The sequence below is a fragment of the Cecembia rubra genome, from assembly GCF_003014575.1.
GTDB lineage: Bacteria > Bacteroidota > Bacteroidia > Cytophagales > Cyclobacteriaceae > Cecembia_A > Cecembia_A rubra.
In genome coordinates this window covers 756,727-774,456 of record NZ_PYGF01000001.1, presented here as the reverse complement: position 1 = coordinate 774,456, position 17,730 = coordinate 756,727, and the positions used below count along the sequence as shown (strand labels likewise).

Here is a 17,730-nt window from a genome sequence, read left to right as displayed (position 1 = left end):
AATACGGTCAATAATGTTCGTATTGATCCCGTTTCATTGAATTAAATAGGCCTATTTTTTCAATTAGGGCTGATTTTGTTTGGTATGGGAATTGGCATAAATAGGATGGGGCTTTTCAGGCAAAAAATTTTGGAATCATGCTAAAGAATTACTTCATCATAGCTTTTAGGAATATCAGGAGAAACAAACTTCGCACTTTTGTTCATCTATTAGGCCTTTCATTGGGAATAGCTATCTGTTTATTGATTTTCAATGTGGTCTGGCATGCATACAGTTTTGATAAGTTTCATCCTGATTCCGACAGGATTTTCCGGATCAATACCATAGAAGAGTGGGAGACAGGTAACATCTTTCAGACTTCAGGTACCAATGGGCGATTGGGGGAGGTAATTGATGAGGAGCTTTCGATGATTGAGAAAAAGGGCAGACTATATGCGCTTTTTGAGGTGATGGTAGTTATTCCGGAGCAAAACAAAGTTGTAGGTAGAAGTAACAAAGTAGCTTTTGCTAATCCTGGACTTTTTGAAATTTTCCAAAGGAAATGGCTGGCCGGTAACCCACAGACTGCTCTTTTGGAGCCCAATTCAGCTGTGATTTCTGAAAGTAGCCTTGAAAAATATTTTCCAGGCTCAAAAGCCAATGAAATTCTGGGAAAAGAAATTCTATGGATTGATGCTTCAGATTCAATCTATGCCCAAGTCCATGGTGTGGTGGCAGATTATACCGAAAATTCAGACTTTATTTTTACCGATTTTATTTCCTTCAGTACCATTTCAAATAGTCAAAAAGAGGATTGGTATGGCCTGCAAAGTTGGACCAATTTAAATACATCCAGCCAGCTATTTGTAAAAGTTTCTGCCAATTCCGGGAAAGCAAGTTTGGATGAAGGACTGGCAGTTTTGGCAAAAAAGTACTATAACGATTCAGAAAGCCATCCGGAATTTATCGGTGAACCTTTGACAGAAATGCATTTCAGTGAAAACTTCGATGATACAGCAATTTCAAAAACCTTGTTGAATGGATTGATATATATAGGAATTATTATTCTCCTTTTGGCATGTCTCAATTTTGTTAACCTTGAAACAGCCTTGGCCATCAACCGCGCCAAAGAAGTAGGGATTCGAAAAACCTTGGGTTCAGACCGTGGACAGCTTGTATTTCAGTTTTTGAGTGAAACTTTTGTGTTGGTAGGCATCGCCTCCATATTTGCTGTTTTTATGGCAGATCAGATCCAAGTCTATTTTAAAGGATATTTTCCGGGCAATTTTCAGTTTACCTCCGTTAACACCCTGAGTTTAGGTTTTTTGTTTGTCAATGCTTTGGTTCTTACTGGCCTCACGGGATTATATCCAGCCCTATTTTTGTCTAAGTATCAGCCTCAAAGGGCCTTAAAAGGTGAATTGTCGCAAACCAGAGGATTTTCATTAGGGGTATTTTTAAGAAAGAATTTATCCGTACTTCAGTTCACAGCTTCCATTGCTTTTATCATAATGGTAGCCGTGCTTAGCAATCAGATGAAATACATTACTTCACAACCATTGGGTTTTTCAAAAGAAGCGGTATTATTCACACAGCTCCCATTTATGGGCGATAAAGCACAAAGGGAACTATTGGCCAATAGGATACGAAATGAGAGTTTTGTAGAAGGAGTAAGCCTAAGTGGAAATTTAGCTTCTTCTAATTCCATATGGACTTCAGATGCCTATGCTATGGTGGAAGGTCAGGAAAAACAACTCAATGTACATGTGATGAATGTGGATTCTGCTTTTGTGACTGTGCATGAAATCCCCATATTGGCGGGAAATTCCTTAGGTAAAACAGCTCAGGAAATTGTAGTCAACCGGAATTTTTTGAAGGAATTGGGAGCGGAAGATCCCCATGAGGTGTTAGGTGCTGTCATTCGCTTCGGCAGGGATGAAAATACCATTGTAGGCGTAGTGGATAATTTCAATGCAAGGAGTTTACGTGAAGGTATCATGCCCATGATCCTCACCAATCGTTCGGATTACCAGCACTTATTGATAGTCAAGTTATCCGGTCAACAAAACCTTGCTTATGCCAAAGAAAGATTGGAATTTATGGTGAATGAGGTGTATCCTTTCGAGGAAGGGCAATTTACTTTTTTGGACGAGGTAGTAGAAGGTTTTTATGAGGATGATAAGAAAATCAGAGGAGTTTTGGGGTTTGCTGCCTTCATTGCCCTTTTGATTTCCGTTTTGGGCTTATTTGGTCTTTCTTCCTTTACCATTTCCTTAAGGACCAAAGAAATCAGCATCAGAAAAGTATTGGGAGCAGGTATTTTGCAATTGATCACTTTGATTTCCAAACAATATGTGGTTTTGGTATCTGTATCATTTGTATTAGCAGTTATTCCGGCATATTACTTCAGCAGTAACTGGCTTCAACGATTTGCTTACAGGATTGATATGCCATTTCAATTATTTGCAGGTGTAGGACTTGCAGTTTTATTGTTGGCCCTTTTAGTGGTAGGTTTCCATTCCTATGAAGTGGCTAAAACCAATCCAGCGAAGGTCTTGAAGAGTGAGTGACAGGAATTTAGGAGTTTTGATATCAAAATCCAGTGATTGCTACATGCGATGCATAAGAAATAGAAATTGAGAGGGATTGGATTCCAATCAAGATTGAATTTTCTGATTATGAAATATGATTGTCCGCTTTCATGCCAGTAGAATAATCACAATAGAATAAACCTAAGATTTCAAACCAATACCAATGAATAACTTGTCTGCCGAGGCGGATCCAATATCTATTAATATCAGGTTGATTTAAGACCCAATTTAAATTGGTTACTGGCCTAATTGCGGATATACATATTGTAAAAAATTGAATACTGACTAACCAATTGTTATTTATGCTAAAAAACTATTTCAAAATTGCAGTCCGCCTACTTAAAAAGAGAAAAGGATTTGCTATAATCAATATTATTAGTCTTGCTTTGGGCTTGTCTGGGGGAATTTTTATGTTGGTCTTTGCTCTTGATGAATTTTCCTTTGATAAATTTCATAAAAATGGGGAAAGGATATTCAGGGTCAATACAATTTTTATAGACCTTAAAACTGGCAGGGAAGGTTATAATTATACCAATGGATGGCCTATAGGGAAAATACTGAAAGAAGAATTCCCCGAAGTCGAAGAAGTAGTATATACAATTGACTGGCCAAAATTGGATATTAAAGTAGGGGAGGAAAATTTAAACCCAAGAATGGCATATGTTAGTCCTGAATTTTTTGAGGTTTTTTCGTTTGAACAAGTAAAAGGCCTTCCTTATGAAGCTTTGTCCAAGCCATACCATGCAGTAATTACCGAGGATATGGAAATGAGGATGTTTAATGGAAAGGATGGCTTGGGAAAAGAATTTTTTTTAGCGGATACCATTCCTGCTATTGTAGGTGCTGTGGTCAAAAATGCCCCTAAAAATTCTCATATCCAGTTTGAAGTTTTGCTTTCCCAAGCCACTTTTGAAAAGTTAAATGGATTAGATGACTATATGAAGGGGTGGAGCAATATCAGTATGGGAAACTATGTTATGTTGAAAGAGGGTGTTGATCTAGAGCTGTTTAAGCAGAAGGCTGAAATGATTTATATGGATCATGTTGGTGAAATGATGCGCTCTTGGGGATCGGAAGCTAAATTATTTTTTGAACCATTGACTGATGTTTACCTAAAATCAAAATCAGGAAATGGATTGGGATCTTTAGGGAGCCTTGATCGCCTGAATATGGTATTTGGAATTTGTATTTTCACTATTCTTTTAGCCTGCATCAATTTCATTAACCTAACAACTGCAAGATCAGTAGACAGATTCAAAGAAATAGGATTAAGAAAAGTTGTCGGATCTTCCAAGGGGTCATTGATGGGGCAATTTATCACGGAATCATTTGTCTTAACCTTGATTGGTCTGTTCTTCTCCATTTTACTGATCAGTTTATTATTGCCAACATTCAATGATTTAGTCAATAAGGCTTATACCTTGGATATTTTGTTAAAGCCAAACATAATAATCGCCATGATTATGTTGGTAGTTGTAATTACTTTACTTTCTGGCTATTACCCATCACTTTACCTTGCTTCATTACAGCCGCTTAAGGTATTAAAAGGGAAATCAGGAAAGGAGTCAGCGGGTATGAATCTGAGAAAGGTTTTGGTAGTATTTCAGTTTTTTATTTCTGTCTCACTGGCATTGGGAACCATTATAGTGTTGCGCCAACTCGATTTTATGCAGCAAAAGGAATTAGGTTTTGCGAAGGAGGAAATACTGGTAATAAATGCTTTGAAAATTCCAAAAAACAATATTGAAAGCTTGAAGAACGAATTGATTAACATTCCAGGAATAAATAAGGTAAGCTATTCCAATGGGTTGCCAGGAAGACCGGGTTGGATTGGTCAGATTGCCTATCTGGAGGGAAATGATAAAGATAATCCTGTGAGCTTGGAATATCTTTCTGTTGATCAGGATTACCTTGAAACAATGGACTTACAATTGGTCGCAGGTAGGTTTTTTGATCAGGAGAGGGAATCAGATAAAACAGAGAGTTTGGTCTTAAATGAAAAAGCAGTTCAACAATTTGGTTGGGACAATCCAGAAGAAGCTATTGGAAAAAAAATTGTTTCTCCAAGCACAACTCCTCAAGGGACTGTAATTGGGGTAGTAAAAGATTACCATCAATTGGGATTACAAAATGCCATCCATGGTATAGCTATGGATTGGGAACCCAAATTTTCAGGTTGGCTTTCCCTCCGGTTTGAACCAAGTAAAACTGAAGGGATTTTAAATGATCTTCAGCATAAATGGTTAAATGACTTTTCTGGCAGAAATTTGGACTATTTTTTCCTGAATGATGATTTTGAACGACTTTATCAAAATGAATTACGTGTTTCAAAAATGCTCAGGTTATTTTCAGGATTGACCTTTTTGATTTCCCTGATAGGCTTAACCGGTTTAGTTTCTTTTCTGATAGAGACCAAGGCAAAAGAGATGAGTATTAGGAAAGTATTAGGTGCTGGTGTAAACCAAATAGTTTTTGCGCTTTCAAAGGAATTCATGATCTTGGTTTGTTTAGCATCTGTAATCGCCATTCCAGCAGTTTGGTATTTTGGGAAAAATTGGTTGAATAATTTTGCTTACCGAACTGAAATTTCATTATCCTCTATTTTAGGTGTTGTGGTTATAGCGATAGTTATCACTATGCTTTTGGTAGGATTTCAGGCCTTGAGGGCTGCTTCCATGAATACAATGAATGGTCTAAAAAGTGAATAGACTATAATAAAATTTAACAAATTGAATGAGATTATGTCTATAAAAAATGAGTCCGAACTGATTGGAATGAAGAAAGTCAGTGAGGTTGTTGCCCTAACTTTAAGGGAAATGAAAAATTTTGCAAGACCCGGTATAAGTACCTTAGAACTTGATGCGTACGGGGCAAGTATTCTTAAAGATTTTGGAGCCAATTCAGCCCCATATTTAACATATAGGTTCCCTGGTTGGACTTGTATTAGTGTAGGTGAAGAATTCTGTCATGGAATTCCTTCTTCAAAAAAAATCTTAAAAGATGGGGACTTGATTAACATAGATGTTTCAGCTGAATTGAATGGATTTTGGTCCGATAATGGCGCTTCATTTGTTGTGGGGGAGGATTCAAGAGGCCATCAAAAACTTGTGGATGCTTCTAGAAATATCCTGGATAAAGCGATATGCAGAATAAGCGGGGGTGTGAAAATTTCAGAAATTGGGTCAATCATAGAAAGAGAATCTAAAAAGTTGGGCTTTAAAGTAATTAAAAACCTTACAGGACACGGAATTGGTAGAAGCTTGCATGAAGAGCCTTCTGAAATCGCAAACTTTAAAGATAAGTACAATGTCAATAGATTCAAGAGAGATTCGGTAGTGGCTATAGAAACATTTATTTCAACGGATTCTACCCTAGCTGTGACAAGTAGTGACGGCTGGACAATGGTAGGCAATAAAGGTGGCTATATGGCACAGCATGAGCATACCATCCTTATTACAGATAAAGAACCGGTGATCCTTACAAAGAATAATGGAATATGGGATTAGACTGAAAGAATAGATTGGATCAAAAAAAATATGGTTTTAAATATTGTCCGCTAGCGGACGAAGTTGTTCGGGTAAAAATTAAAACTACGTATCAAAAAGGCCTCAAATTAGTGTTTTGGGGCCTTTTTTATGGCATAGGAATGGGAAAGAACTGAAGTGGAAATGCTGTATTTATAATTTGGATTTCAGAAACCTGTTTTCTCGGTTGTAGAGGCATAAAAGGCATCAATAAATGAAAATTCAGATTTGGTACTTTTCTCTTAATTTAAAACAAAAGTACCTACCTGAGCCAAGGCAGTATTGAAAAAGACAAGGAATTAAGATCAAATAGCAATAAGAAAATTTACATACCATGCTACAAAACATTTTGAAAATAGCCTTCAGAAATTTTTGGAAAAGCAAAAACATTTCAATCATTAATATTTTGGGATTATCCCTTGGGATTTCCATTTGTTTGATTATTGCTTTGCTAGTAAAAAATGAACTAGGATATGATCGACATTTTCCTAATGCTGAACGAATTTACCGGGTGACTTCGGACCTTGTGTTTGGAGGTAATGCGATGAAAATGACTTTTGTACCTGCTCCGATGGCTGATGCGTTATTGGAAGAAATCCCCGAAGTTGAAGCAGCTGTACATTTTCGAAATCAAGGAACTTTCCTAATTAAGAGGCATGAAGAAAACATCAAGGAAAGCAAAATTATTTATGCCGGCAAAGATTTTTTAAAAGTCTTCGATATCCCTCTAATGCAAGGTAAAAAGGAAGGTGCCTTAGATGAACCTAATACCATGTTAATCAGTCAAACTATGGCAGATAAGTTTTTTAAAGGTGAAAATGCGGTGGGACAAAGTTTAGTTTTAGATAATGAGTTGGTGTTTAAAATAACCGCCGTTTATAGAGATATTCCTGAAAACAGCCACTTTGATTTTCATGTATTGCTTTCTGCTGAGGGGCTGCCGGAGGCTAAATCTGGGCAGTGGATGGGGAATAATTTTCAGACCTACATTTTGGTAAGTCCAGGTGCAGACAAAATAGAAATGGAAAGGAAAATAGCCACCATGACTGAAAAGCACCTATTGCCTGTGCTTAAACAAATTATGGGGGAAGATTTCAACTTAGAAGTGTTTAAAGCCAGTGGCAATAAGGCAGAATATACATTGATGCCATTGCTGGATATCCATTTACACAGTGATCTTGTAGGAGAATTTAAAGCTAATTTTTCAATAACCTATGTTTACCTTTTTACGGCCATAGCAGTTTTTATATTGTTGATTGCATGTATCAATTTTATGAACCTTGCTACTGCCAAATCATCTAACCGCGCCAAAGAAGTAGGTGTTAGAAAAAGTATGGGTTCAGGTAGGTCTGATTTGATATTTCAATTTATGACTGAGACATTTTTGATGAGTATTATTTCTTTTATTTTGGCAGTTATAATAGCTTCCTTTTTGCTGCCCTTTTTCAACGATCTTGCAGGCAGAAATTTGGCAATGCCATTTGATTCACTTACATTTTATTCCAGCCTTCTATTAGGTTCAATTCTGGTTGGTCTGATAGCTGGAATCTATCCATCGCTCTTTTTATCTGGTTTTAAACCTGCCAAAGTTTTGAAAGGGGACATTTCCAATGGAATGAAAAGTGCAACTGTAAGAAGTTCATTGGTAGTTTTTCAATTTTCAATTTCCATCATTTTAATATCCTGTACGATTGGATTGTTTTCCCAAATGAATTTTATTCTGAATAGAAATCTAGGATTCAATAAAGATCAAATCATTATGGTGCATGATCTTTATGCTCTAGGTGACCAAAAGCAAGCATTCAAACAAGAGGTTTTGAATAACTCATTGATAGAAAAAGGGACCTTAAGCGGGTTTTTACCTGTATCAGGAACCAATAGGTCAGATATGCCATGGTGGGTATTAGGAAGGGATATTCAGGACCAGGAAAATTTTGTTTCCATCCAAAACTGGCGTGTAGATTTTGATTATATCGAAACCTTGGGAATGAAAATAATCCAGGGTAGGGATTTTTCGATGGACTTTCCTTCAGACTCAAGTGCAGTAATTATCAACGCCTCAGCATTGAAAAAATTCAACTTCGATGGAGATCCAATTGGTCAAAAAATTGCTTCATTCACGGGAGACAATGTGTCAGGTGTGAGTAAGGATCAGTTTAAAACCAAAACAGTGATAGGAGTGGTTGAGAACTTCCATTTCGAGTCCCTAAAGGAAAATATTGGAGCGGTATTGATGTATATAGATCCTAACCCATCTGGAATAGCCTCATTTAAATTCAAGTCCCAAGATGTGGAGGAAGTTCTTCAGTACATTGAAGGAAAATGGCGTGAATTGGCTCCCGGTCAACCATTTACTTATGATTTTTTAGATGATAGGTTTGCTTCTATGTATGCAGCTGAGGCTAAAATTGGGAAAATTTTTGCCGTATTCACAGGTATTGCAATATTCATTGCCTGCTTGGGACTTTTTGCACTTGCAGCCTTTACAGCAGAGCAGCGCAAAAAGGAAATCGGTATTAGAAAAGCCTTGGGGGCTTCAGTTAGTACCCTGGTTTTACTCTTGTCAAAAGAATTCACCAAGCTGGTTTTTATTTCATTAATTATAGGTATTCCTATAGCTTGGTGGGGAATGAAATCTTGGTTGGAGAATTATCAATATAGAATTGAATTAAGCTGGGGTATATTTTTTATAGCAGCAATGATGGTACTTGTGATTGCTTGGTCTGTGATGGGCTATCAATCTTTAAAGGCAGCGAATACAAATCCGATCGATTCATTAAAAAGTGAATGAAATCGCTTTGTCCGCTGGCGGACAAAGGTGTTCGGCGAAACCTTAGCATAAATTACCAAAAAAGGGCTTTTTCGCAAGATTTAAGCCTTTTTTTATGGCATAAAATTAGAATCTCAACATCAGAGCTTCAAGTAATCGCTTATTACCTGTTTCTGAAAAATCTTAAAAACCATTCTTTTATCATGATAGCACTTTCTAATATCGATAAATATATAGAATCCAGATTCCAAAGGATATTTATTCTTAAGGGAATTGACTTAAAGATTGACCAAGGGGAATTTGTGACCTTAATGGGACCATCTGGAGTGGGGAAATCCACCCTGCTTAATATAATTGGCCTTCTGGATGAGGATTATGAAGGCAAATACATTTTTGACGGGAAGTCAATTAACGGTATGAAAGAGAAGCAAAAGTCAGCTTTACACAAAGACGAATTTGGATATATTTTTCAGGCGTACCATCTTATTGATGAACTGACAGTATATGAAAACATTGAAACCCCATTGTTGTACCGGAATGTTTCTTCTTCCGAAAGAAAAAGCATCATTGCGGACTTATTAGATAGGTTTAATATGGTGGCCAAAATGGACTTATTTCCTGAACAGCTTTCGGGTGGTCAACAGCAATTGGTCGGAATTGCAAGAGCCATTGCAGGTAGGCCAAGGGTACTTTTGGCAGATGAGCCTACCGGAAATCTGCATTCAACTCAAGCCAAAGAAATTATGCAGGTATTTAAAGAGTTGAACAAAGAAGGTACTACTATTATCCAGGCTACCCATGCACGTGAAAATGCAGATTATGGCAGCCGATTGATAGAAATGTTGGATGGGAAGATTTATAAAGACATTTCCTTAGCATGAATATGAAAAAATTTACATTTACACTGGTGTTTTTAGTTGGATCGGTATGGAGATTGATTGCTCAAGATACAATACCCCTTTCTTTTCAAGAGGCGGTAAAAATTGGACTTTCCCAGAATATTGATTACCAAAAGCTGCTCAACCAGCAAGAAGTCTTAAGAATGGAAAGGTTGAATGCACAATTCAACCATCTTCCAAGGTTTAACCTAGCTAATGATGCATTTAGGCAAATAGGCCAGCAATTCCAGCAGGTAGAAGGTGAGCTTATCGTTACCAATCAGGTAAACAATATCATTACAGGAAGAATAAATGCCAATATGCCTATTTTCAATGGATTAAGAAGGACTAACAATACGCAAGCTGGAAAGAGTTTTGAGGATGCCGGAAAAAATGGGATTGAAAGGGCCAAGCAGGAAGTGATGTTCAATATTGCACAGCAGTATCTGCAAGTATTATTGGATGAAGAACTCTACAAGATTTCAATGGAAAATCTTGAGAACCAAAAACGGCAATTAGAGCAGATTGATGGATTTGTAGAAGCTGGTTTGAGGACATTGTCTGATCTGTATAATCAAAAATCTGAGGTTGCAAGGCTCGAGGTAGTAGCCCTGAATGCCAAAATCCAATGGGAAACAGACTTATGGACATTGGCAGAAATTCTTCAATTGGGCCCTAATGTGTTACCAAAACCTGAAAGCATTGATTTGGAACGTAAAGAAAGTGAATGGTTAAATTTGCCATTGGAGGAGCTTTATTTAACTGCTTCTTCAGAAAGAAAGGACTTGCGGCAGATTCAGCAACTTGAAAATGCCAACAAGAAAATGCTGGCAGCGGCGAAGGCCTCTTACATGCCACAATTGAATGCTTTTTTTAATTATAATACCTTCTTTACAACTTTGGATGAAAGGACTTTCAGCAATCAATTTTTCACCATTTTTCCCCAGCGGTCATTTGGTTTCAGCCTGACAGTCCCGATTTTCAATAATTTTGAAAACAGGGCCTTTGTCACTAGGTCTAAAATGGAGTTTTATAACCAGCAATTAGATAAAACAGCACTGGAAAGAAGAATCAATCAAGAGGTCAAATTAGCTTATGAGAATTTTAAGGCAGCAATCAAAAGAGAAGAAGCTACACAGGTTCAATTGGCAGCTGCCAAAGAAGCACAATTGGCTATTTCCGAAAGATTCCGACTGGGTGTAAGTAATTTTGTTGACTTGGCCCAAGCTAATCAACAACTATTTACAGCTCAATCTGATTATGCACAAGCCCAATTTTCCCTCTTTTTTCAAGAGGTGATTTTAAGATATGCCTTGGGCGTATTGGAAGTTCAAATATCAAATGAAAGCCTGTAAGGGTACTAATAAAATAAGCAGTTTTACTTGTTTGGAAAATGAAATTGATCTTTTGAATCAAAGATGTTTTCTGTTATTGAGGTGTCTAAACCAAATCTTTAGCTAGCAAATACCAGAATTTAACATTTTGAATTTTTGGATACCTTTCATTTCGGAAATTATTCATTTCTCAAACTCCTAGTAGGATTCATCCATGCTGCTTTCACTGATTGATAACTTACAGTCAACAGGGTAGTTAATACAGCAATTAAGCAGGTTAAGATTATCAATTGTAGTGAAATTTCAATGTGGTAGTCGAATCTTTGGAGCCACCGGTTAACCAAAATGTAGCCAGGTGGCACCGCAAATATACAAGCATAGAGGACCAAAAGGATAAACTCCCGCGACAACATACTCCAAATATTGGTAGCGCTGGCCCCCATCACTTTCCTAATTCCTATCTCTTTTTTGCGTTGCTCCGCAACAAATGAAGATAAGCCAAATAGGCCTAGGCTTGAAATAAAGACTGCCATCCCTGCAAAAACTCCTGATAGCTTGCCAAGTAAGACTTCTTGCTTAAATTTTTTACTGAACTCCTCATCTACAAAAATGAAATCATATACCGTCAAAGGTACAATCTTTTGGAGTGTGGTTTCAATTATTGATAAGGCTTCATGATAGCTCAGTTCAGGTTTTAATTTAAAATGCAAAACATTGGAAGCTTTTTCATTGAAGTAGTAAATAGTTGGTTTAACTGATTGATAAGGAGATTCAACGACAATGTCTTGTACGACCCCAATGATAGTTTTTGACCAGATTGGATTTCCATATTCATCGTTATGAATAAGTTCAGTCCCTATAGGATTTTCTAATCCCATTTGTTTGGCAGCAGCTTGATTGATGATAATTACGTCATGTTCATCAGAAGTCAGGTCTTCAGAAAAATCCCTGCCTGATATTAACTTCCATCCCAAGGTTTTACCAAACTCAGGAGAGATATTTGAAAAAATAACTTCCATATTTCTGGAAGGGTCTTTGCCCTGCCAGTCAAAACCTCCACCAAAAGCATTTATTCCTGTAAGTCGGCTAGAGGAAGTGGCCACGTCGATTATGGTACCAGATTGAATAAGTTCTGCTTTGATAACATTTACTTTTTCCTTAAACCTTGGGTTGCTCAAGTCCAAGGAAATCAAACTTTGCAAGTCATATCCTACAGGTCTATTTTTGGCAAACTCTATTTGCTTATGGATCATTATTGTTCCCAATACCAAAATTACAGCAACGGAGAATTGGGCAATAACCAATACTTTTCTAGGTAATGCTGCAAACCGACCTGTTCGAACCGATCCTTTGAGGACTGTTACCGGTTTGAAAGAGGATAAATAAATTGCAGGATAAAGCCCCGCCAATAATCCCGTTAGAAGAATAAATAAAATGGAAATTATCCAGAAGGCTTGATTTTTGAAGGGTATAATAATCGACTTATCAGCCAATTCATTAAAAAAATCAATAGTCAAAACCAATAGAAATAATGCCCCAATAAAGGAAATTAGGACAGCGATAAAAGATTCGCTCAGAAATTGAATAATCAGTTGAACTCTATTTGAACCCATAGTTTTGCGGATTCCTACTTCCTTTGCTCTTTTTTCTGACCGTGCAGTGCTTAGGTTGATAAAATTGAAGCAAGCCACCAGTAAAATTAAAAATCCAACTATTCCAAAAAGCCACACATAAGTTATTCGTCCCCCGGCAGGTTTCCCGTTTTTGAATTCTGAATACAAATGCCAGAATTCCATTGGAATTAGCTGAGAGAATGGTTTGTTTTGTTCTATTGCGGCATAATAATCCTTTGGGATATTTTGGGAATACAAGTCATATATGGCTGAATTTGCCTCTTCGATAGTAGTATTGGACTGTAGTTGGACATATACATTGACAAATTGCCTGGTCCAATTATTTTCAAAATCATTTATCCCTGGTTTGTAAGTAGGTAACAAGGACCAAGGTAAGAATAGATCAAACTCCCTTAAGCTACTGTTGTCTGGAACATCTTCATAAACTCCTTTAACTGACAGATCCAGGAAATTTTCCAGTCTAATTATTTTGTTGATGGGGTCTTCTTCTCTAAATATTGATTTAGCGGCCGAAGCAGAAATGAAAACAGCATTAGGATCATAAAATTCTTTTTGAGATCCATTGTTCAATTTAAGGGAAAATATACTAAGGAAATCTTCCTCCACAAAGAGACCCCTTGCCTTGAAAAAATCGGACCCATTTGAAAGGGTGCATTCACCTGTCCTGAATGCCTTTGATACATGCTTGAAGTAATGGGGATAATTATTTCTTAGTACATCACCTACAGGATATTCTACAAAGACCATTCCTTCAATTTCTTTAGAATCAGGATTGATGCCTCCTCCCCAGAAAATGGCAATCTTCTCATAATTTTCATGAGATTTGTTGAAGGATAGTTCATCATGGACCCATAATCCAATCAACATAGCTACTGTCATTCCAAGGCAAAGCCCTCCAATGTTAATCAATGAATAGCCTTTGTCACGCAGAAGGTTTCTCCATGCCATTTCTACATAACTTTTATACATACCAAAGGAATTTATTTAAGGTTAGCGGCATAACAAATATTTTAAAATCAATTACTAAGTAGTTATGATTGTTCCAGTTGCTCAATGAATATTCCAGTTTTCCCAATAATCCAGATTAATGTCTTTATTTCAGTCTCCTATTTTAAACAATAGGAGATTTTATTATTCAACTGAGAGTTGGTAACAGTCGTGGAAATATTACTTTTCCTTAGTCTCTTTAAAAAACCTTGCCAATGAGAATATTGAGGTTATTTCATTCCCTTTAACGATTTGGTTTTTTCTATTTGTTCATTTTGATTCACAATTGTCCGATTTTGGGATTATTTAAATTTTTTTTCTTATTATGAATCTGAAAGGAAAAATTTTTATATATGATCGGGGCCTTATCTTTTTTTATTTTTCAATTTTCAGAAAGCTTATAATCTCCAATCAAAATGTATTTGGCAATTTTTTACTTAAAAAAGTGCAATAACTATAATTGGATCCATTTTGTTTAAAAAAAAATACTTAAAAAAGCATTTAATTTAAAAATCAGAATTTTGATCTTTTTTTTTCATAAGAACAAAATATTAAATAGTTTAAATTTTTGTTGACCAAATTTTTTTTTAATAAAAAATAAAATTTTAAATTTCATAAGTAACTAAGCGATGTCAAAGTTTCTATTATTTGATTACTAGGCTAATATTTTGAAAATATATCTATAGCTAAAAGAATATTCTATTTTATTGCTTAGTTGTGAGTTGTGTTTGGTAACCAGCTTTTGGTTTTAGTAACAAAAAATCTTAAAAAAAATTAAATCAAATTTAAATCCATGAAAAATGTAAAATCATTACTTATTGGTTTGGTTTTGTTGTTGGGAATTACTGCTAGTGCTATGAGCCAAACGGTCACCGGGAAAGTCACCAGCGCTGTAGACGGCAGTTCACTCCCAGGAGTTTCTGTAATCGTTAAAGGAACCTCAATTGGTGTGGCTTCTGATATTGATGGGAATTATTCCATAAACGTCAGTGGGCCCCAGACTGTCTTGATATTTTCTTACATTGGTTTTGCTCCACAGGAAATTGTGATTGGGAACAGGTCGATTCTGAATGTTGCCCTTTCGGAAGATGCTTCCGAACTGGGGGAAATAGTCGTAACGGCCTTGGGAATTGAAAGAAATGTCAAAGCGCTTCAGTATTCAATGACTAAGGTTAGCGGTGAGGAATTTGTTCAAGCCAGGGAAAACAACATTGCCAATCAATTGGCAGGTAGGGTGGCAGGTGTCAATGTAACCAATGTGGCATCAGGTCCAGCAGGTTCTTCCAGAGTCATCATTAGAGGAAATACTTCATTGATGGGCAACAACCAACCCTTGTATGTAGTGGACGGTATTCCTATTGACAACACTAACTTTGGTCAAGCTGGTGTATGGGGAGGTACTGATCAAGGTGATGGTATGACCAGTATTAACCCTGATGACATAGAGTCCATGTCTGTCTTAAAAGGTGCCAGTGCTGCCGCCCTTTACGGAGCAAGAGCAGCAAATGGTGTTATCCTGATCACCACCAAAAGGGGAAAATCAAGAAAGGGAATAGGAGTTGAGTTCAATACCAACTATGTTGCAGAGCGCATCAATAACCAAACTGACCTTCAGACTACATTTGGCTCAGGAAGGTTCCAAGGTAATTTAGCGACAGGACAATCAGTAAGGCCAACTACTGTACGGCAAGGATATGATTGGGGAACACAGGCATGGGGTGAAAGATTAGGAAGTGGCACTTCCATGCATTTTGATGGGGTAGAAAGGCCCTATGTTTATGCAGGGGATAATTGGAGCAGGTTTTATGAAACCGGACATGCCTTTACCAATTCTATAGCATTGACAGGTGGAGGAGAGAATCAAAATTTCAGGTTCAATGTAACCGATTTGAGAAGTACTTCAGTAATACCTAATGCCGGATTCGACAGAATCAACGTTTCTTTGGCTTCAAATGGGAGATTTGGTAAAAAAATCAGCTTTGATAGCAAAGTGATGTATTCCAATGAAAGCACTAAAAATAGGCCAAGACTTTCTGATTCACCCGGAAATGCCTTTCAGTCTATATTTGCTCTACCACCAAATGTCAATGTGGAGTGGGGAAGAGGAAATCCAGATAGGTTAGGAACCATTACTCCCAATACAGATCCCGCTTTGTTAAATACTTGGGGATTTAGTGTAGGAGAAGAATACCTTATGGTCAATAATCCTTGGGGGCAAAACCCATATTTTTCTACTTATCAATTGTCAGTTAATGATATCAGAAATAGGATAATGACTTCTGGTTCTTTAAGGTATGATATCACGGATCATTTATATATATCAGGTAGGGCAGGTTTGGACTGGTTCAACAGAAGAGGATCCAACCTAACTCCACAGGGAACAGGATATAATAGGGGTGGTGAAATGAGTGAGAATTCCAGAAACGTGAGTGAATTGAATTTGGAAGCTATCATGGGTTATAATAGGACTTTTGGAAACTATGGAGTCAACGTCTTTGTGGGAGGAAACAGAATGAGGAGAAAGGATGAAACCATAGAAGCTTATGGCCAAAGGTTTAATGTACCTTTCTTCCATGCAATCAATAATACGGTTACCAGAAACTTTGGATATGGCTTTTCTGAATGGGGAATCAATTCTGTTTTTGCATCTGGAGAATTCAGTTACAAAAATTTTATATTCTTGACAGCAACCGCAAGAACAGATTGGTTCAGTGTTTTGGATCCTGAAAATAATAATATTACTTATCCTTCGGTGGGAGCTAGTTTTGTATTTACTGATGCATTTAAGTCACTTCCTAATTGGCTAAGCTTTGGAAAAATCAGGGCTTCCTGGGCAGAAGTTGGAAACTCTACAGTAGGTCCTTATCAAATTGCAAATGTTTACTCTTTAATTGGCGCACCTGCCTTTAATGCACAGGGGCAACAAGTACCTATGGCTACATTTGCAACTGCTCAAGGCAATGCAGGAACAATTCCAAACCGTTTTCTGAAACCACTGCTTTCAACCGAGACAGAGGTTGGATTTGATGTCAGGTTCTTTCAAAATAGATTGGGCCTTGATTTAACCTATTATGCTCAAAAAAGTACCAATGACCAATTGAATGCACAGGTTTCAAGAGCATCAGGCTTTGGCTCTACTTTGGTCAATTTGGGCGAAATGCAGAACAGGGGTATTGAAGCATTGATCACAGGAACCCCACTTAAAAGGGGTGCATTTAACTGGGATGTTTCACTCAACTTGGCGCGGAATAGAAATAAGGTGATCTCATTGATTGAAGGTAATGACATACTTAATGTTGAAGAGCCAAGAACCAGAACTGTCTTTGTCCAACATAGAACAGGATATCCGTTTGGTGTAATTGCCGGATGGGTTCAAAAACGAGCTCCAAATGGTCAACTTGTTTTCGAACCAAATGGCGCACCTGTCCAATCTGATCAGATGGAGGTTATTGGAAATGGTATTCCAGACTGGACCGGAGGTTTTAATAACAGCTTTACATATAAAGGATTCAACCTTTCCTTCCTGATAGATTTTAGAATTGGAGGGGATTTGTATTCGGGAACCAATCTTAGATTGACACAGTGGGGCTTACATAAACAAAGTTTGCAGGGAAGAGAAGGGGAAGCACCTATTACGATCAATGGTGTAGTCCAAAGAGGAACCGATAGCGGTGGAAATCCTATTTATGAGCCGATTAGCAAAACATTAACTCCTGGGGAAGCCTATAATTATTGGCAGCAAATGGGAAATAGGGTACAGGACCATTTTATTTATGATGGATCTTTTGCCAAGTTGAGACAACTGACATTCGGTTATAGTTTCCCACGAAAGATACTTGAAAGGTCACCATTCAATTCCTTATCATTATCTTTTGTAGGCCGAAATCTTGCTATTCTCTGGAAGAATGTTGAAAACATTGATCCTGAATCTGCATACTCTTCAGGAAATGGACAAGGCTTGGATTACTTTGGGATGCCCCAAACCAGGACTTTTGGATTTAACTTGAATGCTTCATTCTAATTTTAAATGACA

8 protein-coding genes are annotated in these 17,730 nt (G+C 37.2%); 7 read left to right on the top strand and 1 reads right to left on the bottom strand.

Features of this window, described 5'->3' with window-relative positions:
- Nucleotides 1-137: 137 nt before the first annotated feature.
- The 6 genes from CLV48_RS03160 (at nucleotide 138) to CLV48_RS03135 (ending at nucleotide 11,097) form a co-directional block, all read left to right on the top strand.
- Entirely contained in the window at nucleotides 138-2,549 is a 2,412-nt protein-coding gene (locus CLV48_RS03160) for an ABC transporter permease (protein WP_106565752.1), read from the top strand.
- Between the two features lie 323 nt (nucleotides 2,550-2,872).
- Entirely contained in the window at nucleotides 2,873-5,278 is a 2,406-nt protein-coding gene (locus CLV48_RS03155) for an ABC transporter permease (protein WP_106565751.1), read from the top strand.
- A 33-nt stretch (nucleotides 5,279-5,311) separates the two neighbouring features.
- Entirely contained in the window at nucleotides 5,312-6,076 is a 765-nt protein-coding gene (gene map, locus CLV48_RS03150; protein ID WP_106565750.1) for a type I methionyl aminopeptidase, read from the top strand.
- Between the two features lie 352 nt (nucleotides 6,077-6,428).
- A complete protein-coding gene (locus CLV48_RS03145) occupies nucleotides 6,429-8,885 on the top strand; it encodes an ABC transporter permease (RefSeq protein WP_106565749.1) in 2,457 nt (818 codons plus the stop codon).
- A gap of 182 nt (nucleotides 8,886-9,067) precedes the next feature.
- Complete coding sequence (locus CLV48_RS03140; protein WP_106566119.1) at nucleotides 9,068-9,745, top strand: ABC transporter ATP-binding protein; 678 nt, start codon at nucleotides 9,068-9,070, stop codon at nucleotides 9,743-9,745.
- A gap of 2 nt (nucleotides 9,746-9,747) precedes the next feature.
- Entirely contained in the window at nucleotides 9,748-11,097 is a 1,350-nt protein-coding gene (locus CLV48_RS03135; RefSeq protein ID WP_106566118.1) for a TolC family protein, read from the top strand.
- 158 nt (nucleotides 11,098-11,255) lie between these two features.
- On the opposite strand, the gene CLV48_RS03130 is transcribed toward CLV48_RS03135, so the two are convergent.
- Entirely contained in the window at nucleotides 11,256-13,679 is a 2,424-nt protein-coding gene (locus CLV48_RS03130) for an ABC transporter permease (protein WP_106565748.1), read from the bottom strand.
- A gap of 811 nt (nucleotides 13,680-14,490) precedes the next feature.
- Here CLV48_RS03130 and CLV48_RS03125 point away from each other — a divergent pair.
- Nucleotides 14,491-17,718 carry a SusC/RagA family TonB-linked outer membrane protein gene (locus CLV48_RS03125; protein ID WP_106565747.1) on the top strand — a complete coding sequence of 1,076 codons (3,228 nt, stop codon included), beginning with the start codon at nucleotides 14,491-14,493 and terminating at the stop codon, nucleotides 17,716-17,718.
- Nucleotides 17,719-17,730: the final 12 nt, after the last annotated feature.